General features: G+C 60.2%; 27 protein-coding genes. 9 read left to right on the forward strand and 18 right to left on the reverse strand.

Features of this window, described 5'->3' with window-relative positions:
- The first annotated feature begins 107 nt into the window (after window positions 1-107).
- Window positions 108-470 (forward strand): protein YacL, encoded by a 363-nt coding sequence (yacL, locus tag HA46_RS01875; RefSeq protein WP_033749520.1) that lies wholly within the window; start codon window positions 108-110, stop codon window positions 468-470.
- Between the two features lies 1 nt (window position 471).
- Here the strand turns inward: yacL and HA46_RS20675 are convergent, their stop codons facing one another.
- On the reverse strand, window positions 472-612 hold the full coding sequence (locus HA46_RS20675) for a type II toxin-antitoxin system VapC family toxin (RefSeq protein ID WP_143807568.1): 141 nt from the start codon (window positions 610-612) through the stop codon (window positions 472-474).
- 168 nt (window positions 613-780) lie between these two features.
- Between HA46_RS20675 and bla the strand changes: the two genes are divergently transcribed.
- Window positions 781-1,656, forward strand: a complete 876-nt coding sequence (gene bla, locus HA46_RS01880) for a class A beta-lactamase (protein ID WP_084882002.1) — start codon at window positions 781-783, stop codon at window positions 1,654-1,656.
- 47 nt (window positions 1,657-1,703) lie between these two features.
- Here bla and HA46_RS01885 read toward each other — a convergent pair whose 3' ends face one another.
- From HA46_RS01885 to HA46_RS01900, 4 genes are read right to left on the reverse strand one after another with little or no spacing between them, the layout of a single operon-like run.
- Window positions 1,704-3,023, reverse strand: a complete 1,320-nt coding sequence (locus tag HA46_RS01885; RefSeq protein ID WP_084882003.1) for an MFS transporter — start codon at window positions 3,021-3,023, stop codon at window positions 1,704-1,706.
- A 42-nt stretch (window positions 3,024-3,065) separates the two neighbouring features.
- On the reverse strand, window positions 3,066-4,019 hold the full coding sequence (locus HA46_RS01890; protein ID WP_084882004.1) for a phosphoglycerate dehydrogenase: 954 nt from the start codon (window positions 4,017-4,019) through the stop codon (window positions 3,066-3,068).
- A 59-nt stretch (window positions 4,020-4,078) separates the two neighbouring features.
- Entirely contained in the window at window positions 4,079-4,963 is an 885-nt protein-coding gene (locus HA46_RS01895) for a dihydrodipicolinate synthase family protein (RefSeq protein ID WP_084882005.1), read from the reverse strand.
- A gap of 10 nt (window positions 4,964-4,973) precedes the next feature.
- Window positions 4,974-6,122 carry an iron-containing alcohol dehydrogenase gene (locus HA46_RS01900; RefSeq protein WP_084882006.1) on the reverse strand — a complete coding sequence of 383 codons (1,149 nt, stop codon included), beginning with the start codon at window positions 6,120-6,122 and terminating at the stop codon, window positions 4,974-4,976.
- Window positions 6,123-6,311: 189 nt separating this feature from the next.
- Between HA46_RS01900 and dtnK the strand changes: the two genes are divergently transcribed.
- The 3 genes from dtnK to HA46_RS01915 are packed head-to-tail and all read left to right on the forward strand — an operon-like array spanning window position 6,312 to window position 9,312.
- Complete coding sequence (dtnK, locus tag HA46_RS01905) at window positions 6,312-7,571, forward strand: D-threonate kinase (protein WP_084882007.1); 1,260 nt, start codon at window positions 6,312-6,314, stop codon at window positions 7,569-7,571.
- Complete coding sequence (locus HA46_RS01910) at window positions 7,564-8,544, forward strand: D-threonate 4-phosphate dehydrogenase (RefSeq protein ID WP_033793528.1); 981 nt, start codon at window positions 7,564-7,566, stop codon at window positions 8,542-8,544. The genes dtnK and HA46_RS01910 overlap by 8 nt, the downstream gene beginning before the upstream one ends.
- 6 nt (window positions 8,545-8,550) lie before the next feature.
- Window positions 8,551-9,312 (forward strand): DeoR/GlpR family DNA-binding transcription regulator, encoded by a 762-nt coding sequence (locus tag HA46_RS01915; protein ID WP_033793529.1) that lies wholly within the window; start codon window positions 8,551-8,553, stop codon window positions 9,310-9,312.
- A gap of 41 nt (window positions 9,313-9,353) precedes the next feature.
- Here HA46_RS01915 and speD read toward each other — a convergent pair whose 3' ends face one another.
- From speD to HA46_RS01930, 3 genes are all read right to left on the reverse strand, one after another.
- Window positions 9,354-10,163, reverse strand: a complete 810-nt coding sequence (gene speD / locus HA46_RS01920; RefSeq protein WP_033793530.1) for an adenosylmethionine decarboxylase — start codon at window positions 10,161-10,163, stop codon at window positions 9,354-9,356.
- A complete protein-coding gene (gene speE, locus HA46_RS01925; protein WP_084882008.1) occupies window positions 10,150-11,031 on the reverse strand; it encodes a polyamine aminopropyltransferase in 882 nt (293 codons plus the stop codon). The genes speD and speE overlap by 14 nt, the downstream gene beginning before the upstream one ends.
- A gap of 107 nt (window positions 11,032-11,138) precedes the next feature.
- A complete protein-coding gene (locus HA46_RS01930) occupies window positions 11,139-11,486 on the reverse strand; it encodes a YacC family pilotin-like protein (RefSeq protein ID WP_033749537.1) in 348 nt (115 codons plus the stop codon).
- A gap of 181 nt (window positions 11,487-11,667) precedes the next feature.
- Here HA46_RS01930 and cueO point away from each other — a divergent pair, with 181 nt between their 5' ends.
- On the forward strand, window positions 11,668-13,254 hold the full coding sequence (gene cueO / locus HA46_RS01935; RefSeq protein ID WP_084882009.1) for a multicopper oxidase CueO: 1,587 nt from the start codon (window positions 11,668-11,670) through the stop codon (window positions 13,252-13,254).
- Here cueO and HA46_RS01940 read toward each other — a convergent pair whose 3' ends face one another.
- Window positions 13,255-14,538, reverse strand: a complete 1,284-nt coding sequence (locus HA46_RS01940; RefSeq protein WP_033793533.1) for a cystathionine gamma-synthase family protein — start codon at window positions 14,536-14,538, stop codon at window positions 13,255-13,257.
- 271 nt (window positions 14,539-14,809) lie between these two features.
- Between HA46_RS01940 and hpt the strand changes: the two genes are divergently transcribed.
- The 3 genes from hpt to HA46_RS01955 all read left to right on the forward strand — a co-directional run bounded on the left by hpt (window position 14,810) and on the right by HA46_RS01955 (window position 17,260).
- Window positions 14,810-15,346, forward strand: a complete 537-nt coding sequence (gene hpt / locus HA46_RS01945) for a hypoxanthine phosphoribosyltransferase (protein WP_071997496.1) — start codon at window positions 14,810-14,812, stop codon at window positions 15,344-15,346.
- Between the two features lie 223 nt (window positions 15,347-15,569).
- Window positions 15,570-16,493 carry an ABC transporter ATP-binding protein gene (locus HA46_RS01950; protein ID WP_033749543.1) on the forward strand — a complete coding sequence of 308 codons (924 nt, stop codon included), beginning with the start codon at window positions 15,570-15,572 and terminating at the stop codon, window positions 16,491-16,493.
- Window positions 16,490-17,260 (forward strand): ABC transporter permease, encoded by a 771-nt coding sequence (locus HA46_RS01955; protein WP_084882010.1) that lies wholly within the window; start codon window positions 16,490-16,492, stop codon window positions 17,258-17,260. The genes HA46_RS01950 and HA46_RS01955 overlap by 4 nt, the downstream gene beginning before the upstream one ends.
- 180 nt (window positions 17,261-17,440) lie before the next feature.
- Here the strand turns inward: HA46_RS01955 and panD are convergent, their stop codons facing one another.
- The 9 genes from panD to thpR form a co-directional block, all read right to left on the reverse strand.
- Entirely contained in the window at window positions 17,441-17,821 is a 381-nt protein-coding gene (gene panD / locus HA46_RS01960) for an aspartate 1-decarboxylase (protein WP_084882011.1), read from the reverse strand.
- A gap of 40 nt (window positions 17,822-17,861) precedes the next feature.
- Complete coding sequence (gene panC / locus HA46_RS01965; RefSeq protein ID WP_033793537.1) at window positions 17,862-18,716, reverse strand: pantoate--beta-alanine ligase; 855 nt, start codon at window positions 18,714-18,716, stop codon at window positions 17,862-17,864.
- Window positions 18,717-18,731: 15 nt separating this feature from the next.
- Window positions 18,732-19,526 (reverse strand): 3-methyl-2-oxobutanoate hydroxymethyltransferase, encoded by a 795-nt coding sequence (gene panB / locus HA46_RS01970; protein WP_033793539.1) that lies wholly within the window; start codon window positions 19,524-19,526, stop codon window positions 18,732-18,734.
- Window positions 19,527-19,614: 88 nt separating this feature from the next.
- Entirely contained in the window at window positions 19,615-20,100 is a 486-nt protein-coding gene (folK, locus tag HA46_RS01975) for a 2-amino-4-hydroxy-6-hydroxymethyldihydropteridine diphosphokinase (protein ID WP_084882012.1), read from the reverse strand.
- On the reverse strand, window positions 20,097-21,518 hold the full coding sequence (gene pcnB, locus HA46_RS01980) for a polynucleotide adenylyltransferase PcnB (protein ID WP_208857386.1): 1,422 nt from the start codon (window positions 21,516-21,518) through the stop codon (window positions 20,097-20,099). The genes folK and pcnB overlap by 4 nt, the downstream gene beginning before the upstream one ends.
- 39 nt (window positions 21,519-21,557) lie before the next feature.
- Entirely contained in the window at window positions 21,558-22,487 is a 930-nt protein-coding gene (gene gluQRS / locus HA46_RS01985; protein WP_084882023.1) for a tRNA glutamyl-Q(34) synthetase GluQRS, read from the reverse strand.
- Between the two features lie 69 nt (window positions 22,488-22,556).
- Window positions 22,557-23,012, reverse strand: a complete 456-nt coding sequence (gene dksA / locus HA46_RS01990) for an RNA polymerase-binding protein DksA (RefSeq protein ID WP_033749555.1) — start codon at window positions 23,010-23,012, stop codon at window positions 22,557-22,559.
- A 286-nt stretch (window positions 23,013-23,298) separates the two neighbouring features.
- Window positions 23,299-24,003: a DNA/RNA nuclease SfsA gene (sfsA, locus tag HA46_RS01995; protein WP_033793543.1), complete on the reverse strand. Its 705-nt coding sequence runs from the start codon at window positions 24,001-24,003 to the stop codon at window positions 23,299-23,301.
- 12 nt (window positions 24,004-24,015) lie between these two features.
- The gene (thpR, locus tag HA46_RS02000) at window positions 24,016-24,540 is read right to left on the reverse strand and encodes an RNA 2',3'-cyclic phosphodiesterase (protein ID WP_084882013.1); all 525 of its coding nucleotides are present in this window, start codon (window positions 24,538-24,540) and stop codon (window positions 24,016-24,018) included.
- Window positions 24,541-24,560 lie beyond the last annotated feature (20 nt).

The raw sequence follows: 24,560 nt of genomic DNA on the forward strand, positions 1-24,560 counted from the left end.
TGTCTTTTCCCCGCAATAATGTCGCCCCGATCTCACTTTAGCGTTGATGATGCGCACACACTATTTTGGTGCGGATTCACTCGCGTCATTAACCAAAGGGTTAGCCCATGGAATACGAATTTTTACGCGACCTCACCGGACAGGTGAAAGTACGCATGTCGATGGATCACGAGGCGGTGGGCCACTGGTTCAACGAGGAAGTGAAGGAGAACCTGGCGCTGCTGGACGAGGTCGAAGCCGCGATGCGCGGCATCAAGGGCAGCGAGCGCCAGTGGCAGCGCATTGGCCACGAATATACGCTGTGGATGGACGATGAAGAGATCATGATCCGCGCCAACCATCTCGCCTTAGAGGATGACGGGCTGGAAGAGGGCATGAACTACTACGACGAAGAGAGCCTGTCGTTCTGCGGAGTGGAGGATTTTCTCGCCGTGATGAACGCCTACCGTCAGTTTTTACAGGGACGCTGAGTCAGCTCGGCCATTCCCAGGGATTAAGCAACTGCGCGCCCATGCCGGTAAAGTCCTCTACGTTGCGGGTGACCAGCACCATATCGTGCTGCCAGGCGATGGCGGCAATAATGGCGTCGTTCGCGGCACGCTTATCCGGCACGTGCAGCCGGGCGCAATAGCGCGCCGCTTCTTTTTCAAAAATTTTTCAATTGCCAGCCGAGCGAATATACCGCTGACAGACTGAGTTAACGACCTTGCGGTTTTAGCTTTGCGTAGCGGCACGCGAAAGGGCAAGCTCTATGCGAACCCTACATTAAGGACAATCATGATGTTTTCAGTGACAAAACTTCTTGCCGCTTCCCTACTGCTTAGCGCCGCGCTCGCTCAGGCTTCGATAAACAACGAAGGAGTGGCGGCCGTTGCGCAGCAGGAAGAGCAGGCGCTGAAGGCGCGTATCGGCATCGCCGTCATCGATACCGGCGCGGAAAGCGTCGCCAGCTATCGCGGCAACGAGCGCTTCCCGCTTAACAGCACGCATAAGGCGCTGCTGTGCGGTGCGCTGCTCAGCGCGCAGGATAAAGGCAAACTGCGGCTTACGGAGCGCACGCAGTTCGATCGCACCGCGCTGGTCACCTATTCGCCGGTGACCGAAAAGTTTGTCGCACCCGCCGAGATGAGCTGGCAGCAGCTCTGCAGCGCGGCGATAAGCTACAGCGATAACGCGGCGGCGAATCTGATCGCGAAAAAGCTGGGCGGCCCGATCGCGGTGACGCGTTTTTTCGCCGATCTGGGCGACAAGGTCACGCGGCTCGACCGCTCCGAGCCGGAGCTAAACAGCGCTATTCCCGGCGATGTGCGTGATACCACCACGCCGCTGGCCGTTAGCGAGACGCTGCGCCAGCTGACGCTGGGCGAGGCGCTGACGCCCGCTTCCCGCGCGCAGCTGCTGCAATGGATGCGCGATGACAAAGTGGCGGATGCGCTGCTGCGTTCTGTTTTGCCGACGGGCTGGAGCATCGCCGACAAAACCGGCGCAGGAGAGTATGGCTCGCGATCGATTATCAGCGTGGTATGGCCGCAAAACGGCAAACCGCTGATTATCGCTATCTATATTACGCAAACAGAGGCGACGCTTGTACAGAGTAATGCGGCGATTGCCCGCATCGGCAAAGCGATTTTCACCGGGGTACGCGTGCCGCGTTAAACGCAAAAAGGCTCCGATCGCTATCAGAGCCTTTTTTCACGCGCCGGTCAGACGCCGCTGGCGACCGCCTGCGGCTCCTGCGCCTTCTCTTCATCGACAATCGGCTCAACTTTGCCCATCAGGAACAGATAGTTGAGGATGCCGATCACCACCAGCACGGCGGAGAAGACCAGCGCCCAGGTAAAGTTGCCGGTGGCGCCGACAATGGCGCCGGTAATAATCGGACCGACCGCGCCGCCCATATTCGACACCGTGTTCTGCAGCCCGGCGACGATAGAGACGCTGTTCTTCGGCGCGACATCGCCCGGCAGCGCCCAAACCTGCGAGGCGGCGACGGTGGTGCCCGACTTGGCGATACAGAGCAGCAGTACGGTCATAAACACCGATTCGGTAAAGGGCGCAAAACCGATGCAGAGCGCCATCAGCAGGCCAATGGTCAGGAAGAGCTTGCGCGTGGCGGTCAGCGACAGCACCTTTTTATGCACCATGCGATCCGACGCCCAACCCGCCAGCACCTCGATCACCATGCCGCAAATCAGCGGCAGCGCGGCGACGAAGCCCATCTTCAGAAAGTCCATGCCCTTGTCTTTCACCAGGTAGGTCGGCAGCCAGGTAATAAAAAAGTAGGAGGTGTAGTTGATGGTGAAAAAGCCGATGCACATCGCCCAGATATTGCGGTAGCGCAGCAGCCTGTACCACTTCATCGGACGCACGCCTTTCTCGCCGTGCTTCTGCGCCTGGCCGTCACGGATTAGCCGAACTTCGTTCTGATCGATCTTTTTATGATCTTCCGGGTTCTCGGCATAGATAAAATACCAGGCGATGACCCAAAACAGGCCGACGGCGCCGATCGCCAGAAAGGTGATGCGCCAGTCCACCATGGCGATCATCCAGACGATCAGCGGCATCGCCACCGCGCCGCCGAATTTCGAGGCGCTGTCGAACAGTCCCGATACGGTGGCGCGCTCGCGATCCGGGAACCAGCGCGCGGCAATGCCCGCGTTGCTGGGATAGGCGGCCGCTTCGCCGACGCCCAGCGCCAGGCGCAGCGCCAGCAGCGATTTAAAGCCGGTCGCCAGTCCCATCGCCATGGTGGCGATCGACCACCAGCCTACCGCGATGCCGAGCCCTTTTTTCTGGCCGAAGCGATCGGCGAACCAGCCCGCCGGGATTTGCAGCAGCGCATAGGACCAGAAGAAGGCGGCCATAATCAGGCCCATCATCTCCGGGTTGATCTCCAGCTCGGTGATCAGATGCGGCGCGGCGGCGGAGAGCACCGTCCGGTCAATATAGTTAATGGCGACGGCCAGCCACATCAGGCCAGCGATCCACCAGCGGATTTTGGTCGAGCGCAGCGTAGGGTTCATCATTATTTTCCACTCGAATCTGGTTGCAGGCGAGGGCGGCGCTTATGCCAGCCCATTCATGACGTTTACCGGCCGCTCGCCCTGACGGACGCACTGCACAATCTGCGCCACGCAGCGTTCGCCGATGGCGCTGATGGCGCCGTCGGTGTAGCCAGCGATATGCGACGTCGGGATAAAATTCGGCAGGCTAAACAGCGGATGCGAGGTCAGCGGTTCCTGAACAAAAACGTCGGCCGCCGCGCCAGCAATTACGTTGTCCTGTAGCGCATGAAAGAGATCTTCCTCATTCACCACGCCGCCGCGCGAGACGTTGATCAGGAAGGCGCGCTTCTTCATGCGACGCAGGCGCGCGCCGTCGAACAGGTTGCGCGTCTCGTCGGTCAGCGGCGTGTGCAGCGTAATGAAATCGCTCTCGTCGGTGAGCTGGTCGAGGCTGACAAAGGCGACGCCGTGCTCGGCGGCAAAGGCCTCGTCAGGATAAAAATCAAAGGCGATAACGCGCATATTGAAGCCTTTCGCGCGCAGCGCCACCTGCTTGCCAATATTGCCCAGGCCGACAATGCCCAGCGTTTTGCCGTAGACGTCGGTGGCGAAGATACGCGGCCAGCCGCCCGCGCGCGTTTCCGTGACCGCCTGCGTCAGCTGGCGCGCGGCGTTGAGGATCAGCGCAAAGGCGAAGTCGGCGACGGCGTGCTTGTTGGCGTCCGGCACGTTGGTGACGTAAATGCCGCGCGCGCGCGTGGCGTCGAGATCGATATTATCGACGCCGACGCCGTGCTTGCAGACGATCCTCAGCTGCGGCGCCTGCGCCAGCAGCGCCTCGTTTACCTCGGTAAAGGCGACAATCATCGCCACGGTCTCCGGCAGATGCGGCGCCAGCGCTTCAGGCGTCGCGTCGGCGGGCAGGGTGACCAGCTCAAAGCCCTGCTGTTTCAGGGTATCGATCGGCGTCGTGTCATATTTAGCGAACGACGGCGAGGTGCAGATTACTTTCATCGCGTTTCCCGGTGTGTAAGTCAAACAGGCAAGGGCAGCAACGGCTGCCCTGACGGCCATTACTTCAGGTACTGATTGACGACCTGACGGATTTTTTGCTCTTCCTCAGCGCTGAATCGCACCGCATAGCGGCTGTCGCCGACGTCGTAGCCCAGCAGGGAAACCGCTTTCTTTACCGCCGCCGGCGAGAAGCCGATGCTGTAGAGATCGGTGCGCAGGCCGGTGACGTTCTCCTGCGCCGCGCGCGACCCCTCGATATCGCCTGCGTTGAAGCGCGCCCAGATGGCGTTGATCTCTTTTGGCGCGGCGTTGGCCAGGCCGGAGATACAGGCGGAGCAGCCGTCGACGAAGCCCTGATGGATCAGCGAGTCCGGCCCGTTGAGGACGTCGAAGCGATCGATGCCTTTCGCCGCCTTAATAAAGCCGCTCAGGCTTTCATAGCTGCCCGCCGAATCTTTGATGCCGATAATGTTGGGATGAGACGCCAGGGTACGTACGGTTTCCGGCTGCAGCGTGTTGCCGGTGCGCGCCGGAATGTTGTAGAGAAACAGCGGCACATCCAGCGCGTCAGCCACCGTTTGATAGTGATAAATCAGCTCGTCCTGCTTAAGCGGCACGAAGTAGGGCGTGATCACCGACACCGCATCCACCCCGAGCTTCGCAATCTGCCTGCCGAGACGGATGGTTTCACGCGTCGAGATCTCGCCGATATGCGCCACGACCGGCGCGCGGCCGTTCACTTCATCGACGCAGGTTTCGGTGACCGCGATCTTCTCCTGCTCGTTGAGCACAAAGAACTCGCCGTTGGTGCCGCCGCAGAAGATGCCGTTGCCTGCATCCAGCTGGCGTTTTACCTGTTCGCGCTGGGCTTCAGGGTTATAGGCGCCTTCCCGATCGAAACAGGTGACAATAGCGGTCAATACGCCGGTAATTTTCTGGCTCATACAATCCTCTTTATTCCTGATGTGAAGGGAACAGCGTCAGGTAGACGTTGCGAACGTCATGCGCGCTGACGGCAGCGGGCACGTTCTTCATCAGACGCTGCACGTCGAGCGCCGCTTCCACTAAATAGGGCAGGTGATCCGGGCCGATGCCCAGCTCTTCAAGGCTGGCGGGCAGCTGCAAACGTTTAACCAGCGCGGTGAAATAGTCCACCAGCGCGTGCGATTTGGCTTCATCGTCCAGCGCAGGGTCTGCATTCGGCAGCAGATCGTAGGCCTGAGCGAATTTCTTCACCGCGGCCGGGCGCACAAAGGCCATGCAGGGCGCCAGCAAAATGGCGTTAGCGACGCCGTGCGGCAGATGATATTTGCCGCCCAGCGGATAGGACATGGCGTGCACCAGATGCGTGCCCGCATGGGCGATCGCCGCGCCGCCGTAATAAGAGGCCCACAGCATATCCAGCCGCGCCTGCAGGTTGTGCGGCTCGGCAACGGCGGTTTCGAGGCTGGCGAACAGTTTTTTCATGCCAATTAGCGCGTAGTTGTCGCTTACCGGGTTCGACACCGTGGCGGTGAAGCATTCGATCAGATGACAAAGCGCATCGATGCCGGTCGAAGAGGCGATATGCGGCGGCATGCTGGTGGTCAGCTCCGGCACCAGCGCCACGAAATCGGGCAGCATGACCGGCGAGATAATGCCGACTTTGGTTTCACGCTCCGGGATCGCCAGAATGGCGTTCGGCGTCGCTTCTGAGCCGGTGCCTGCAGTGGTCGGGATCAGCAGCGAGGTGGTGCGCGCGGTCGGCTTTTCGCCCGCCAGCAGCGCCTCCAGCGATGGGGCGTTGTCGACGCACAGCACCGACAGCAGCTTGGCGACATCAAGCACGCTGCCGCCGCCGACGCCGATCACCAGATCCACGTCGCGCGTAGGCAGCGCCGCCAGCACGGCGGTGACGTCGTGCTGGCTCGGTTCCGGCGGCACGCTGTTAATCACGCTCACGCTGGCGATATGCTGTTTCAGCTGGGCGATCAGCGCCTGCACCGCCGGAATAGTTTCAATATTCTTGTCCGTCACCAGCAGCGCGCTGGCTTTTCCTTTCAGCAGATAGCTAATGTCGTTCAGCGCCTGGAAGCCGCTAATTACCGTGCTGTTGATATTCATCTCATACCCTTATTACTGCGAAACTGGAGCGAATGATTAGGTTTGCTCATTTCAGTGCGATATCTGTCCCTTGCTGTGCATCAATTTATAGGACATATCGATTTCGATTAATTTGATCTTGCTCACATATAATCAATCATGATTGAATATAATCATTAACAGCGGCATATCGCCGAATCAGGAGAGAAGATGACGCAGAGGTCATGGAAAACGCCCGTGCTGGTGATCGCCGATGACTTTACCGGCGCGAACGACGCAGGCAGCGGTCTGGCGCAGGCGGGCGCTCGCGTGCATGTCCTGTTCAGCAGCGAGACGCCGCTGGATAGCGCAGCCGCCGACGTCTGGGTGATCAGCACCGACAGCCGCGCCGTCAGCGCCGCAGAGGCGGAGGCGCGTACCGAAGCGGTAGTGCGGCAACATCAGGCTTTTATCGCCCGGGGCTGGCTATTTAAAAAGATCGACTCCACGCTGCGCGGCAATATCGGCGCCGAAGTGCGCGCCGCGCTGGCCGCCAGCGGCAAAAAGCGGGCGCTGATCGCGCCTGCCGTACCTCGGCTGGGACGCGTCACGCGCCGCGGCGAGGTGCAGGTAAACGGCGTGCCGCTGACCGAGACCGAATACGCCAGCGATCCGAAAACGCCGGTGATCAGCGCGCGGGTATTAACGCAGATGGGGATCGCGGGCGTCGAGATCGATCTCGCCGCGCTGCGCAGCGATCGTTTTGCCGCGCTGCTGGCGGAGCAGCAGGGCGCGGTAGTGATCGATGCGGAAAGCGAAAGCGACATCGCGCTTATCCTGGCCGCCGCCGCGCAGCTTGAGGAAACGCCGCTGCTGGTCGGCGCGGCCGGACTGAGCGACGCGCTTGGCGCCCAGCTGGCGGCACGCCACCCCGCGCCGGTGCTGGCCGTTATCGGCTCGATGAGCGCCAGCGCCCAGCAGCAGATCGCGCGGCTGGCGGCGCAGCGAAATATCGCACTGGTCGATATCGATATCCGCCAGCTGTTTGAACGCCCTCGCTGGCCGAATAGCGCGCAGTGGACGGATCAGGCGCTCGCCGCGCTGCGCAATGGCCGGCATACGGTGATCCGCACCTGCCAGCATGCCGATCAGCGCCATGAGATCGACGCGCTGTGTCAGCAGCAGCAGATCACGCGCCAGCAGCTTGGCGAGGCGATTTGTCAGTTTCTGGGCGAGCTGACCCTGGCCATCAGCCGCGCGCAGCGCCCGGCCGGGCTCTATCTCTCCGGCGGCGACGTGGCGATTGCGGTCGCGCAGGCGCTGGGCGCCAGCGGTTTCCAGATTCAGGGCATCGTGGCGGGCTGCGTGCCGCACGGCGTCCTGCTTAACAGTGAATTTACCCTGCCGGTGATGACCAAAGCGGGCGGTTTTGGCGACGAAAACACCCTGGTAGCAGCCATTCGTTTTATTGAGGAGAAGTCGAGTGAGTAAAATTATTGCGGTGACCATGGGCGATCCGGCGGGCATCAGCCCGGAGATCATCATCAAAGCGCTGGCGGAAGGCGACCTTAACGGCGCGCCGGCGGTGGTGGTGGGATGCGCGGCGACGCTGCGCCGCATTCTTGCCCTGAATATTACGCCGCAGGTCGAGCTGCGCGTGCTGGATAGCGTAAAAGAGGCGCACTTCGCGCCAGGTATCGTCAACGTTATCGACGAGCCGCTGGCCGATCCGGAAGCGCTAAAGCCAGGCGTGGTGCAGAAGCAGGCGGGCGATCTCGCCTGGCGCTGCGTGAAGCGCGCCACCGAACTGGCGCTGGCGGGCGAAGTGCAGGCCATCGCCACTGCGCCGCTGAATAAAGAGGCGCTGCACTCGGCGGGCCATCTCTATCCGGGCCATACCGAGCTACTGGCCCATCTGACCGACACCAAAGATTACGCGATGGTGCTCTACACCGATAAGTTGAAGGTGATTCATGTCACGACGCATATCGCGCTGCGTAAGTTTCTCGACACGCTGAACCGCTCGCGTATTGAAACGGTCATTGGCATGGCGGACACTTTCCTGCGCCGCGTCGGCTTTGAGAAGCCGCGCATTGCGGTGGCGGGCGTCAATCCGCACGCGGGCGAAAATGGCCTGTTCGGCGACGAGGAGATCACCACTGTCGCCCCCGCGGTGAAGGCGATGCAGGCGCAGGGCATTGAGGTTTTCGGTCCCTGTCCGCCGGACACGGTGTTCCTGCAGTGTCAGGAAGGGCAGTATGACATTGTGGTGGCGATGTACCACGATCAGGGTCATATCCCGCTGAAATTGCTCGGCTTTTACGACGGCGTCAATATCACTGCCGGTCTGCCGTTTATCCGCACCTCTGCCGACCACGGCACCGCTTTTGATATCGCATGGACAGGTAAAGCGAAGTCTGAGAGCATGGCGATCTCCATTAAACTCGCGATGCAGCTAGCATAGGGAAATATGAAGGGACAAAGTCGCCTTGACCAGATTATGGACTATCTGAAAAGCCATAATCTGGTGACTGTTGATCAGCTGGTGAGCGCCATTTCCGCCTCGCCAGCAACCATTCGACGTGATTTGATTAAGCTGGATAAAGAAGGGGTGATTAGCCGCAGCCACGGCGGCGTCACGCTGAACCGTTTTATTCCGGCGCAGCCCACCACGCTGGAGAAGATGCAGCGTAACCTGGCGGAGAAGCAGGCTATTGCCCACCACGCCGCCACCTTCGTACAGTCGGGCGACGCGGTAGTGCTGGACGCCGGCACAACTATGCTGGAACTGGCGCGTCAGCTCACCCATTTGCCGCTGCGCGTCATTACCGCCGATCTGCATATCGCGCTGTTTCTCTCGGAATTCAAACAGATTGAAGTGACCATTATCGGCGGCCGCATCGACGACTCGAGCCAGTCGTGCGTCGGCGAGCACGGGCGCCGTCTGCTGCGCAGTATCAATCCCGATATCGCTTTCGTCAGCTGTAACTCCTGGAGTCTGGAGCGCGGCATCACCACGCCAACGGAAGAGAAGGCCGGGCTAAAGCGCGATCTGCTGGCGAATGCGCGCCGCCGCATCCTGCTGGCGGACAGCAGCAAATATGGTTCCTGGTCGCTGTTCTGCGCCGCGCCGGTGGATGAGCTGACCGATGTGGTGACCGACAGCCGGTTAGACGACGAGGTGTGCCGCACGCTGCGCGAGCGCGGCATTGCGCTCGCGCTGACGGACTGAGCTGGCGGATAGCGCGCTGTCGCTGACAGCGCGCATCGCTTTTAAAACGTCTTCAATCCCACCGCCGGAATATTGCGGCCGTAGTAAATCTCGCGCATCTCCTTCCACAGCAGGTCGGTAATGCGCTTATGCTCCGCCGGGCTGAGATCTTCAGGACGGGTATTGAACAGGTAGTGCTTCAGGTCGAACTCTTTCAGCAACATTTTGGTGTGAAAGATATTTTCCTGATAAACGTTTACATCCACCATGTCATACATCGCCTTCATATCGTCCGACATAAAGTTCTGGATGGAGTTGATCTCATGATCGATAAAGTGTTTCACGCCGTTCACGTCGCGGGTAAAGCCGCGCACGCGATAGTCGACGGTCACGATATCGGACTCCAGCTGGTGGATCAGGTAGTTCAGCGCCTTCAGCGGAGAAATCACGCCGCAGGTTGAGACTTCGATATCCGCGCGGAAAGTGCACAGACCGCCTTCAGGATGGCTTTCCGGATAGGTGTGCACGCAGATATGGCTCTTATCCAGGTGTGCCACCACGGAGTTAGGCAGCGGGCCAGGATGTTCCGAATTGTCGATGTCCTTTGGATCGATCGGCTCTTCGCTCACCAGAATGGTGACGCTGGCGCCCTGTGGTTCATAATCCTGGCGCGCGATATTCAGCACGTTGGCGCCGATGATCGAGCAGGTTTCCGTCAGGATCTCGGTCAGACGAGTGGCGTTGTACTGCTCGTCAATATAGGCGATATAGCCATCGCGTTCGGCTTCAGTATTCGCATAACAAATATCGTAAATACAAAAACTCAGGCTTTTGGTCAGGTTGTTGAAGCCATGCAGTTTAAGCTTTTGCAATTTGGTTCACCTCCTTATAAAGGGCGTTCAGCAGGTACTGCGGCAGCGCGAAACTACCGGCATGGATTGCTGGATTGTAGTATCGGCACGGCAGGCCAGCCTCAGCGAAACGCGCCTGCAATGTGGCGAGATCGAGCTGACGCAGCGCCGCGTTGTCGCTCGCCCAGGCGAAAGTCATAATGCCGCCGTAATAGGTCGGTATCGCCGCCTGATAAAAACTGACGTCGGCGAAATAGTGGCTCAGTTTACGATGGCTGTTGATCGCCTCTTCCTGCTGCAGAAAGCAGACGCCATTCTGCGCCACGAAAATTCCGCCGGGATTAAGAGCGTTTTTACAGCCCGCGTAAAACTCCGAGGTAAACAGGCTCTCGCCCGGACCGACAGGATCGGTGCAGTCGGAGATGATCACGTCGAATTTTTCCTGCGTCTGGTTGACGAAGTTTACGCCGTCGTCGATCACCAGATTGAGACGCGGATCCTGATAAGCGCCCTGGCTGTGATTAGGGAGATACTGCTGGCAGAAGGTCACTACGCCGGCGTCAATCTCCACCATTGTGATGCTTTCCAGCTGCTGATGACGCGCCACCTCGCGCAGCATCGCGCCGTCGCCGCCGCCGATGATCAGCACGCGCTTCGCCGCGCCGTGCGCCAGCAGCGGCACGTGCGTCATCATTTCGTGATAGATGAATTCGTCGCGCTCGGTGGTCTGCACCACGCCGTCCAGCGCCATTACGCGGCCCATCTGCGCGTTTTCGAAGATAATCAAATCCTGATGCGTGGTCTTTTCCCGGTACAGCTCTTTGTCGACCGTGAAATATTGTCCGAAACCGGCATGAAGGGTTTCATACCACATTTCTTTTTGCGCCATGGTGGGCTCCTCTCTGATGACTTCGCCATGAAAAAGAGCGACACATCATAACCAGGAGTGACCGTGCATGCACGGTCGAATGATCGGCGAAGAGGCGGGCTTGCGGCTTATTTAACGTAGGCGAGCAGGCTGAGGGAATCGCGCGCCAGCGACTTACACTTCTTGTCGTTGGTAATGGCGATGCCGCTCAGATCTTTGTAGCTCGCCTCGCCAAGCGCCTTCATATTGTAGGCAGCGTAATTACTTAAATCCCAGCGGTTCTGCTGGGCGAAAAACACCAGAGCTTTGCGGATTTGCGCATCAGGCAGATCCTGGTAGCCGCAATCATTTTTCAGATAAACGAATACCGCGGTGAGATCGGCCAGATCTTCTGCTTCGGATTCGCTCAGAGCGAAACTGGTGGAGGAGAAGCCAAGGAGTCCTGACAGTAACAGGATCTTGATGCTTTTCTTCATAGTGGTTCTCATTCATTAATCATCATGTGACGATAGCACAGTGCCTGGCAGGATTCCGATTATTTTGCCGCTGGACGCCGGCTTGAGCACTTTTTTCAGGCGTTTCCGCTATCAAGAGCTTGACCCTCCCGCAGGGGAAGGGTTTAGGCTGTGGTTCCCTTATCACACGGATGAATAAGCTATGCATCGTCGCCACTTTCTTAAGCTGACCGCAGCGCTGAGCGCAGCCGGGGCGCTGCCCCTCTGGAGTCGATCCCTGATGGCGGCCAGCCGTCCGCTGCTGCCGGTTCCTTCACGGCTGGAGCCGGATCCGCGCGGTCAGATCCAGATCACCGCCATGACCGGCACCAGCCAGTGGCAGGGCAAGGATGTGCCGACGTGGGGCTACAACGGCGCGCTGCTGGGGCCGGCCATCGTGCTGCGCCGCGGGAAACCCACCACGGTCAATATTCTTAACCGGCTGCCGGAAGCGACCACGCTGCACTGGCACGGGCTGGCGATCCCGGGCGACGTCGACGGCGGGCCGATGGCGCGCATCGAACCTGGCGCGGCGCGGCAGGTCAGCTTTACGCCGGATCAGCCTGCCGCGACCTGCTGGTTCCATCCGCACCTGCATGGCAAAACCGGCCATCAGGTGGCGCAGGGGCTGGCGGGGCTGATCCTGCTGCAGGATGAGGAAACCGACAAGCTGCGTCTGCCGTCGCAGTGGGGATCGGACGATGTGCCGCTGATTTTCCAGGACAAGCGGCTCACCCAGGACGGCAGCCGCATCGACTACCAGCTCGACATTATGAGCGCCGCGGTAGGCTGGTTCGGCGATATGATGCTGACCAACGGCGTCCAGTATCCGCAGCAGGCGGTGCCGCGCGGCTGGCTGCGCCTGCGCCTGCTGAACGGCTGCAATGCGCGTTCGCTGCATATCGCCGCCAGCGACAACCGACCGCTCTATGTTATCGGCAGCGACGGCGGCCTGCTGGCGGAGCCGGTGAGGGTGGCATCGCTGCCGCTGTTGCCGGGCGAGCGCTTCGAGGTGATGGTCGATACCTCCGACGGCAAAAGCTTCGATATCGTCACTCTGCCGGTTGAGCAGATGGGCATGGCGCTGGCGCCGTTCGACCAGCCGCTGCCGCTGGTGCAGATCCTGCCGCTGCGCGTGATGGCGAGCGCGACCCTGCCGGATAGCCTGGTGCAGCTGCCGCCGGTGCCCTCGGCGGAAGGCGCTAACGCGCGCTGGCTACAGCTAATGATGGATCCGCAACTTGACCAGCAAGGCATGGCGGCGCTGATGCAGCGCTATGGCGATAAAGCGATGGGCAAGGCGGGCGGGCATCACGCCATGCCGGCAGAGAGCGGCGGCGGCGCGATGAAGATGGAAGGTCACGATATGGCGGCGATGCATAGCGCGCACGGCGCAGGCTACGACTTCCACAGCGGCAACAAGATCAACGGCCAGGCCTTTAATATGGCGAAGCCGATGTTCAACGTCGCGCCCGGCCAGCTGGAAAAATGGACCATCTCCGGCGAAGGTGACAAGATGTTGCATCCTTTCCATATTCACGGCACGCAGTTCCGCATTCTCTCAGAAAACGGCAAGCCGCCTGCGCCGCACCGGCAGGGCTGGAAAGATATGGTCAATGTCGACGGCTGGCGCAGCGAAGTGCTGGTGCGCTTTGACCATCGCGCCGCCGCCGAACACGCCTATATGGCGCACTGCCATCTGCTGGAGCATGAAGACACCGGCATGATGCTGGGCTTCAGCGTCGGCTGATCAGGCTTTCTCGAGCGCCAGGCGAATGTCTTCCACCAGATCGCCGGCGTTCTCGATGCCAATCGAGAGACGGATAGTGGCGTCGCTGATGCCGATGCGCTGTCTGACCGCCTCCGGCACGCCGGAATGGGTGGTGCTGCCGGGATGGCTGGCAAGCGACTCGGTGCCGCCCAGGCTCACCGCCTGCTTAAACAGCGCCAGCGCGTTAAGGAAGCGGAACGCGGCGGGCTGTCCGCCGACAATGTCGAACGAAAAGGTCGAACCGGCGCCGCTGCACTGCTGGCGGAAGGTGCGGCCTTCGGCGCTGTTCTCGTCGAGGTAGGGCAGCCACTGCAGCTTCGCCACCTTCTCATGGCCGCGCAAAAAGGCGGCCACCGCCTCGGCGTTCTGCCAGGCCTTCTCCATACGCAGCGACAGGGTTTCCAGCGAACGGCCAATCATCCAGCTGGAGTGCGGATCGAGCTGGGTGCCGATGGCGCTGCGCAGCGAGCGTATCTGAGTAATGAGCGCTTTGCTGCCCATCGCCGCGCCAGCGATCAAATCGGAATGGCCGCCAACATATTTGGTCAGCGAGTAGAGCGAGATATCGGCGCCGAAGTTCAGCGGACGCTGAAACAGCGGGCCGAGCAGCGTATTGTCGCAGGCCACCACCGGACGCGATCCCTGCTGCTGGCCGATCTCGTCGGCGATGCGCGCGATCAGCGCAATGTCCACCAGGCTGTTGGTGGGGTTCGCGGGCGTCTCGATCAGAATCAGCGCGACGCGTCCCAGGCTCAGCGCCTTCTGCGCGGCGGCGCGCACTTTCTCCTCATCGGTGCCGTCGCTGAAGCCGACCGGCTCGATATTCAGGTTGTGCAGCGTTTTGCTCAGCAGCGTCTCGGTGCCGCCGTAGAGCGGTTGCGAGTGCAGGATCACATCGCCCGGGCGCGCAAAGGTCAGCAGCGTGGTAGAGATGGCCGACATGCCTGACGAGAACAGGGCGCAGCTCTCCGCTTCTTCATAGATCGCCAGACGATCTTCAACGATTTCGCTGTTGGGATGGTTAAAGCGCGAATAGACCAGGCCGCCGCTTTTGCCTTCCGGCGGTTCGCGCCGTCCCGCCACGTAGTCGAAGAAGTCGCGTCCCTCTTCGGCGCTGTTAAAAACAAAGGTCGAGGTCAGAAACACCGGCGGTTTGACCGCGCCTTCCGACAGGCGCGGATCGTAGCCGTAGTTAAGCATCTGGGTTTCCGGATGCAGCTTACGATCGCCAATATGGGTTTTTTTACTGGAGTTATGGGACATGGGATCTCCTGCTCAGCGCAGATGTAAGGTAACGATATGTTGGGCATAAGCTAACATGCAGCGGAATGTTCTGGTAAAGGCCGGTAAGTTCTAAGTTTATATCATCCAGGCACGATGAGGCTGGCGGCGCTTTAGCGCTGCATCTCGCCGCGTCTGGCAAGCTGTGATACTCTCCTGCGAATCGTTACCCGCTCTGGTCTGAGCAGGTTCTCTCTGTTCATCCGCTGCTGAGGATGGACGATCCCTTTAAAATCAACGAGAAGTACAGGTTTTGAAACATACTGTTGAAGTGATGATTTCCGAAGAGGCGATCGCAACGCGCATTGCCGAACTGGGTAAAGAGATTTCCGAGCGCTATCGCGACAGCGGCAGCGAAATGGTGCTGGTCGGACTGCTGCGCGGCTCCTTTATGTTTATGGCCGATCTCTGCCGCGCCGTCGAGGTGCCCCACGAAGTCGACTTTATGACCGCCTCCAGCTACGGCAGCGGCATGTCCAGCTCGCGCGACGTGAAAATCCTTAAAGATCTCGACGAAGATATTCGCGGCAAAGATGTGCTGATTGTCGAAGATATCATCGACTCCGGCAACACGCTGAGCAAGGTGCGCGAGATCCTGCGCCTGCGCGAGCCGAAGTCCCTCGCCATCTGCACGCTGCTGGATAAGCCCGAGCGTCGCGAAGTGGACGTGACGGTGGAATATGTCGGTTTCGCCATTCCTGACGAGTTCGTGGTCGGCTTCGGCATCGACTACGCCCAGCGCTATCGTCATCTGCCCTATATCGGTAAAGTGGTGCCGCTCGAATCCTGAGCCTGACCGCACAATCTTCCAAGGCCGGCCATGTCGGCCTGGTGTAGGCTGTGCTCCGATTCAGGAGTTCAGCCTTCACCTCCGCAAAAAAGTGTCCATCCAGGAAGATTTTACGCTCAGGGTGGCTCATCATAAGTAGCAACGTTGCGGCGACATCGCGTCAGCCAGCGGCTCGCTATGTCCATCGCGACACACCGACATTAAAACAGGATATGGATTCGGAATGACTTATGCACTGGAACTTTCCCGGCTGACCAAGACCTATTCCGGCGGCGTACAGGCGCTGAAAGGGATAGATCTTAACGTCGAAGCCGGCGATTTTTATGCGCTGCTGGGGCCAAACGGCGCGGGCAAATCGACCACCATCGGGATTATCAGTTCGCTGGTGAACAAATCTGGCGGCAGCGTGCGCGTGTTCGGCTACGACCTGGAAAAAGAGGTGGTCAACGCCAAACGCCAGCTCGGCCTGGTGCCGCAGGAGTTTAACTTCAACCCGTTCGAGACCGTGCTGCAGATCGTGGTGAATCAGGCGGGTTACTACGGCGTTGAGCGCCGCGAGGCGCAGCAGCGCGCAGAAAAGTATCTGACGCAGCTCGATCTCTGGGGCAAGCGCAACGAGCGCGCGCGGATGCTCTCCGGCGGCATGAAGCGTCGTCTGATGATTGCCCGCGCGCTGATGCATGAGCCGAAGCTGCTCATCCTCGATGAACCGACGGCGGGCGTAGATATCGAGCTGCGACGCTCGATGTGGACCTTCCTGAAAGAGCTGAACGAAAAAGGCACCACCATTATTTTGACGACGCACTATCTGGAAGAGGCGGAGATGCTGTGCCGCAACATCGGCATTATCCAGAGCGGCGAGCTGGTGGAGAACACCTCTATGAAGGGGTTGCTGGCCAAGCTGCAGTCGGAAACCTTTATTCTCGATCTCGCGCCGGGCAGCGCGCTGCCGACGCTGGAAGGGTTCCAGTATCGTCTGGTGGACGCCTCGACGCTGGAGGTCGAAGTGATGCGCGAGCAGGGGCTGAACAGCGTGTTCGGCCAGCTTAGCGCGCAGGGCGTGCAGGTACTGAGCATGCGTAACAAAGCGAACCGCCTGGAAGAGCTGTTTGTCAGCCTGGTGCAGGGCAAAGGAGCGAAAGCATGACACATTTGTACTGGGTAGCGCTGAAGAGTATCTGGGCCAAGGAGATTAACCGTTTCGCGCGCATCTGGATCCAGACGCTGGTGCCGCCGGTGATCACCATGACGCTCTATTTTATTATTTTCGGCAACCTGATCGGCTCGCGTATCGGCGATATGCACGGCTTCAGCTATATGCAGTTTATCGTGCCGGGCCTGATTATGATGGCAGTGATCACCAACGCCTACGCCAACGTCGCCTCGTCGTTCTTCAGCGCCAAGTTTCAGCGCAATATCGAAGAGCTGCTGGTGGCGCCGGTGCCGACACACATTATTATCGCCGGCTATGTCGGCGGTGGCGTGGCGCGCGGTCTCTGCGTCGGGGTGCTGGTCACGGCAATTTCGCTGTTTTTCGTGCCGTTCCACGTCCACTCCTGGACGATGGTGGCAGTGACGCTGCTGCTGACGGCGATCCTCTTTTCGCTGGCTGGCCTGCTGAACGCGGTGTTCGCGCGCACCTTCGACGATATCAGCCTGATCCCGACCTTTGTGCTGACGCCGCTCACTTATCTGGGTGGGGTGTTCTATTCGCTGACGCTGCTGCCGCCGTTCTGGCAGGCGGTGTCGAAGCTTAACCCGGTAGTCTATATGATCAGCGGCTTCCGCTTCGGCTTCCTCGGCATCAACGATGTACCGCTGGTGTTTACCCTGTCGGTGCTGATCGCCTTTATCGTAGTGTTTTATATTCTGGTCTACACGCTGATCCAGCGCGGACGCGGCCTGCGCACCTGATAAAAAAAGCAGCCGGATGGCTGCTTTTTTTTCAGACGGCTCAGTAGCCTGATAAGTGGGCGACGTGAACCGAAGAGCAAAGCGTCCCCTGCCATGGAAGGCGTGGGCCGAGCAGGCAGGGATGCCGTCTTTTGCGTCTTTGCGATCGGCTCACGTCGACCACGTCAGCACCTTGCCCCCTCAGGCGACCTGCACCGGCAGCGCCTTCGCCAGACGCTTCATTTCGTTGTCGCCTTCGAAATAGGCGACCTTCGGCTGCCACTGGCGCGCTTCCGCATCATCGACCTGCACGTAAGAGCAGATAATCAGGATATCCCCTTCGCAGGCGCAGCGGGCCGCCGCGCCGTTGACTGAAATAATCTTCGACCCGCGTTCGGCGGCGATAGCATAGGTGGAAAAGCGCTGACCGTTAGTGACGTTATAGATATCAATGGCTTCATATTGCAGAATGCCGGAGGCGTCGAGGAAATCCTGATCGATGGCGCAGGAACCCTCATAGTGCAAATCCGCCTGAGTCACCTTCACGCGGTGCAGCTTGCCTTGTAAAACGGTACGTATCATAACCAGAAGACCTTGTTGTTCTGCCTGAAAACGACCCCGCCTACTGCGTGAGGTCGACCTGTTGATTATCGATAAGACGCGCTTTGCCCAGCCATGCCGCCATCAGGATCACCGCGCGACGGCTCTCGACCGTCAGCGGCTCCAGCGTATCGGCGTCGCAAATCGCCAGTCCGTCCGGACGCAATCCTTTTTCGCTAAGTTCCGCCTCGGCGGCTTCGATAATCTCTTCGATATGGCGTTCGCCGTTGGCGAGGCGCGCCGCCATGCCGTTCATCACCTGCGCCAGCGCGGGGGCGAGCTGACGCTCGTCGTCGGTGAGATAGCCGTTGCGCGAACTGAGCGCCAGGCCGTCTTTGGCGCGCACCGTCGGCACGCCGACAATTTCGATATCGAAGCCCATATCGGCCACCATCTTGCGAATAATCGCCAGCTGCTGAAAATCCTTTTCGCCGAAACAGGCGATATCGGGCTGCACCAGATTGAACAGCTTGCTGACGATAGTGGCGACGCCGCGAAAATGGCCGGGACGGCTTGCGCCTTCCAGCAGCGACGACAGCACCGGCACTTCGACAAAGGTCTGGTTCGCCAGCCCGTGCGGATAAACCTCCGCAGGCGCGGGCGCGAATACCACATCGACGCTGCGGCGATTCAGCTTCTCGCAGTCCTCCTGCAGCGTGCGCGGGTAGCGCGCCAGATCGTCGGCGCGATCGAACTGCATCGGGTTGACGAAAATCGACACCACGACAATATCGCCGCGCTCGCGCGCCTCGTCTACCAGCGTTAAATGGCCGTCATGCAGATTGCCCATGGTCGGCACCAGCGCGATGCGTTTTCCTGCCTGCCGCCAGCGACGAATTTCATGGCGCAGCATCGGCAGCGTTTCAATGATCAGCACGGTAAGGCTCCCTAATTACTGGAAACTGTGTTCAGCCGCAGGATAGGTTCCCGCTTCGACTTCGGCGATATAGTGACGGATAGCGGCGCGTATGTCGCCCGCCTCGGCGAGAAAATTCTTCGCGAATTTCGGGATATGGCCGCCGGTAATGCCGAAGGCGTCATGCATCACCAAAATCTGGCCGTCGGTGACGTTGCCCGCGCCGATGCCGATAACCGGGATCGTCAGCGCCTGGGTGATGCGCTGCGCCAGCGAAACCGGCACGCACTCCAGCACCATTAGCTGCGCGCCCGCGGCTTCCAGCGCCAGCGCGTCGGCCAGCAGCCGCTCTGCGGCCGGCTCGTCGCGGCCCTGCACCTTATAGCCGCCGAAGATATTCACCGACTGCGGCGTCAGGCCGAGATGGCCGCACACCGGCACCGCGCGTTCGGTCAGCATGCGCACCGTCTCCGCCAGCCATGCGCCGCCCTCCAGCTTCACCATATTGGCGCCGGCGCGCATCAGCTGCGCGGCGCTGTCGAAGGTCTGCTGCGGCGTGGCGTAGCTCATGAAGGGCAGGTCGGCCATGACCAGCGCCTGCGGTGCGCCGCGGCGTACGGCGGCGGTGTGATAGGCGATATCGGCGACGGTGACCGGCAGCGTCGACTCATGGCCCTGAACGGTCATGCCGAGCGAATCGCCAATCAGCATCACCTGGATGCCCTCGTCGGCGAACAGGCGGGCAAAGCTGAAATCGTAGGCGGTCAGGGTGGCGAACTTACGTCCGCTCGCTTTCCACTGACGCAGATGAGAAATAGTGGTGGGTTTCATTGCGCTCTCAACTCAGGTATTGCAGATGGGCGCAGTGTACTGGATAGCGCAGGAGAGCGAAATCTCTCGCGTATCAATCTGTGCGGCGTCAGCCGTGCCAGGGACGAATGGCGCTGGCGTCGAGGCGCGCCAGCAGGTCGCGCAGCGGGCGGCCGTCCGGCAGCGTCGCGTCGGGCGCGATCTCCAGCAGCGGCACCAGCATAAACGCACGGTTGTGCATATCGTAGTGCGGCACGATCAGACGCGGGGTGGTGAGACTCTGCTGGCCGAAGAGCAGGATATCGATATCGAGCGTGCGCGGCCCCCAGCGTTCTGCTTTGCGAACGCGGCCGTGCTCAAGCTCGATACGCTGGGTATGATCCAGCAGCGCTTCCGGCGCGAGAGTGCTCTCCAGCGCTACCGCCGCGTTCAGGTAATCGGGCTGATCCGGCGGGCCATAAGGGGGCGTGCGGTAGAAAGAGGAGGTAGCGACGCGCGCCGTCTCCGGCAGCGCGTCGAGCGCCTGCAGCGCCGCGTCGACCTGTTGCAGCGGATCGGCAAGGTTGCTGCCGAGCGCCAGGTAGACGCGTGTCACGACGCGTTCTGGCTGTCGCGGCGCGGCGCGGCAGGGCGGCGGCGCGGACGGCGCGTTTTGCGGCGGGGCGCCGGATCGTCGCCCAGCGTATTAAGCATGGTTTTCTGCTGCGTCGGCGCGGCGGCCTGGAATTCGCCCCACCAGTGGCTGAGGCGGATCAATTCCGGGTTGTTCTCGACCTCGGCGCGCAGCGCCAGCAGATCGTAGGCGGCGCGAAACTTCGGATGCTCCATCAGCTTCCAGGCGCGTTTGCCGTGGCGGCGCGACATGCGCAGCTGCAGCTGCCAGATATCGCGGATCAGCGTGGTGATGCGTTTCGGGATCGCCAGCGCGCGGCAGGCTTCATCCAGCGTATCGTTCATCGCCATCGCGAAAGCGTCGAAATAGGTCAGGCCGCTCTCCTGCGCGATGCGCTGCGCCGCTTCGAGCTGCGGGTACCAGAACATTGCCGCAAACAGGAAGGCCGGATTGACGCGCATATCGTTGTGGATGCGGTTGTCGGTGTTTTTCAGCACCTGTGCCACCATCCGCTCCATATAGCTGTCGCCATCTTCGGTGAAGTTGCGCGTAATAGTTGGGAACAACGGCTGGAAAAGCTGGAACTCGCGCAGCTTGATATAGGTGCTGTAACCGTAGCCCGCCTGCAGCAGTTTCAGCGACTCTTCAAACAGGCGCGCCGGCGGGATATCGCGCAGCAGCGTGGCGAGGCGCGGGATCGGTTCGGCGGTTTCCGCCGCGATGGTCATATCGAGCTTGGCGGCGAAACGCACCACGCGCAGCATACGCACCGGATCTTCGCGGTAGCGCGTCTCGGGATCGCCAATCAGGCGAATGATGCCCTGCTGCAGATCCTGCAGGCCGCCGACATAGTCGCGTACGGTAAAGTCGGCGACGTTATAGTAGAGGCTGTTGATCGTCAGATCGCGGCGCTGCGCATCGTCTTCGATACTGCCGAAAATGTTGTCGCGCAGCAGCATGCCGCTCTGGGCGCGCTGCGACTGATTACGATCCTCTTCGACATCTTCTTCAGCATGATGATGGCCACGGAAGGTCGCGACCTCGATCACTTCTGGGCCGAACATGACGTGCGCCAGACGGAAGCGACGCCCGACCAGACGGCAGTTGCGGAACAGCTTGCGCATCTGCTCTGGCGTGGCGTTGGTGGTGATATCGAAGTCCTTGGGCTTTTTACCCAGCAGCAGGTCGCGAACGCCACCGCCCACCAGATAGGATTCATAGCCTGCTTTGTTCAGGCGATAGAGTACCTTGAGGGCATTTTCGCTAATGTCTTTGCGCGAGATGTTATGGCTCTCACGAGGGATAATGGTCATCTGATGACGCTCAGTTTCAACCTCGACAGGCGCCTCCTCATCACGCATGAGGACTTTCCGGCAAAAATTAGCAACTCGGGTAAAAATGGGACACCTCGACAGCGACGTAAAGTGGTGTAAATAAAATCAGCGGCTAATCATAGCCTGTTGCGAATCATTTAGGAATGGTGTTGTCGGCTCTGCCGGTTTGAGGGCGTTCTCCCGGGGTATCAAAGCGATATTCCACTGCGAGACCGCGCTTTCCAGCAGTTTCTCCTGCGTTTCGTCTTCCCATCCCATCGCGACAGGCTGCCCCAAAAAGCGCAGCGCCTGCACCAGCAGGGGGCGCGGGTCGCCGGCGGGCAGCGATGGGGCATGATTCTGCTTCGACAGTTTATTGCCGTCAGGATTGATCGCCAGCGGCAAATGCAGCCAGGCGGGCAGCGGCCAGCCGAACTGCTGATAAAGAGCGATCTGCCGCACCGTAGGCTCAATCAAATCCGCGCCGCGCACGATTTCCGTTACGCCCTGGAAATGGTCGTCGACCACCACCGCAAGGTTGTAGGCGAACAGGCCGTCGCGGCGATGGATAATAAAATCTTCCTGCGCCAGGCGCGCATCCGCCGCTAAATGTCCACGTAGCCGATCCTCGAAGCTAAAAACCGGCGCGTGCTGGCGCAGACGCAGCGCGGCGTTTTCCGGTCCCAGATGGCGATCGCGGCAGTGACCGTCATAGAACCCGCCGATTTGCTGGATGCGGCGACGCGTGCAGGTGCAGTAATAGCTCTGGCGATGCGCCTGCAGCCAGGCCAGCGCCTCGCGATAGGCGTCATGACGCTGCGACTGCCACAAGACGTCGCCGTCCCAGTGCAGGCCGTAGTGCTCCAGCTGATGCAAAATGCGCGTGGCGGCGCCGGGAACTTCGCGCGGGGGATCGATATCTTCGATGCGCACCAGCCAGCGGCCGTTTTGCGCGCGCGCGCTCAGATAGCTGCCAAGGGCGGCGATCAGCGAGCCGAAGTGGAGGTCGCCGGAAGGCGAGGGGGCAAAACGCCCGATGCAGGGATGCGTAGACACAGGCTTCAAAAGTCACCGCACAGCGGCACACAACGTGCTTTTCCGCAGTGCGGTGAGGCAGGCGTGGCGTTAGCCAGCCATCTGTTTTTCGCGGATTTCTGCCAGCGTCTTGCAGTCGATGCAAAGATCGGCGGTCGGACGCGCTTCCAGACGGCGAATACCGATCTCCACGCCGCAGGACTCGCAGTAGCCGAAGTCGTCGTCTTCGACTTTTTTCAGCGTCTTCTCGATCTTCTTGATCAGCTTACGCTCGCGGTCGCGGTTACGCAGTTCAAGGCTGAATTCCTCTTCCTGCGCGGCACGGTCAACCGGATCCGGGAAGTTCGCCGCTTCGTCCTGCATATGCGAGACGGTACGGTCAACTTCATCACGCAGCTGATTGCGCCAGGCTTCCAGAATCTTGCGAAAATGTTGCAGCTGGGCTTCGTTCATATACTCTTCGCCCGGCTTCTCCTGGTATGGCTCCACCCCAGCGATGGCGAGAATACTCAGGGACGATGTTTTACGGTTTTGCCCTTCTTGCATGTTGTTTCTCCTGGATAACACGCACTATACCTTTTGTGGTTCAGCGCCAGCGATTAGGCGTCAGGCGGATGAGTGTAGTCAGTAGGCTACATTTTGCCTGGCGGGTTTCGCCGCGTTGCCGCAAATGGGTACATCGATCCCCCTACGGGGAAAAACAGGCCGCTATAAATAACAGAAGCAGTCAAGGTTGGCAATTATTGATGAGCACACCTTGACAAGCCTGTGAGGAACAGCGTATTTGGCGCTTCGCGTTAAACATTCATACCACAACAATTTGCAAAAGATATTACAAGGTTACGGCAACCGGCTTTTTCAGAAACAGGCCTGCCGGTGATAAATCCGCGCGATACGCCAAAATCTCTACGCCGTCCTGCTGCGCCTGGACCAGTTGGTCTGCGTAACGTGCATCGATGTGACGCGCGGGGGAGACGTCCTCAATCCCCGAGTGCAGAACCGCAAACAACAAAACAGCCCGATGGCCGGCAGCCGCGACGGCGCTAAGCTCGCGCAGGTGCTTCTGGCCTCGGACCGTCACCGCATCCGGAAAATAGCCTTTTCCTTGATGTAAAAGGGTCACGGACTTGACTTCAATATAGCAGTTGCGTCTGTCGCCTGCCTGAAGCAGAAAGTCGATTCGGCTCTTTTCCTCGCCATACTTCACTTCAGCCTGGCAGCGCTCATAGCCCGCTAATTCCGGCATTGCAGCGGCGAGCAGCGCCTCTTTGACCAGCTGATTCGCGCGCAGCGTATTGACGCAGATCCAGTGGCCCTGCTGCGTTTCGGTCAACTCCCAGCTGTGCGGATATTTGCGCGTCAGGCTGTCGGAGGTGGAGTACCACACCGTATCGCCCGGCGTGGCGCAGCCGGTCATCGCGCCGGTATTGGCGCAGTGAATCGTCAGGGTTTCTCCTTCCGGCGTCACCACGTCGGCGAGAAAACGCTTATAGCGGGCAACGAGTCGAGCGGACTTTAACGGCGGTGAAAACAGCATAGTGCTCCAGAGTCAGGTCAGCGGCCAGCTCGCCAGCGCCTGATAGCGCGTGCGGCCCCGCGCGTAGCGCGAGGAAAACAGCGAGAAATGATCGACGCGAAAGCGCCAGTGAAAGTCGCGCGGCGGCAGCGCGATGCGCGAGGCGGCGTCGCGCAGCAGCGTGACGTGCGGATGAAACGGCTGCGCGCTCTGGGCGCAGCCGTGGCGTGCCGCCTGAGCGCGCAGCAGATCGGCAAGCTGCAGCAGGCCGCGCGGCGGCCGCCGGCAGCCGATCCACACCACGCCTGGACGCGGCCAGTGGCCGGCGTCGTCAAGATCGATATCGAATGCGGGCTGCTGAATGCGCGCCGCAAGCTGTTGCAGCTTCTGCGCGGTCTCGCTTTTCACCTCGCCGAGAAAGGCGAGCGTCAGGTGCAGATTGGCCGCGACGATGGGACGGCCAGCGTCGTCGGCGAAGCTATCGGCGCGCCAGCGCACCAGCTGCTGCTGCAGCGCGTCAGGCAGCCCGATGCCAAAAAACAGGCGTTGCGTCTCCATGGCGGTCTCCGGCAATCCTC

It is taken from the genome of Pantoea septica, assembly GCF_002095575.1.
In the GTDB taxonomy this organism is placed as follows: Bacteria; Pseudomonadota; Gammaproteobacteria; order Enterobacterales; family Enterobacteriaceae; genus Pantoea; species Pantoea septica.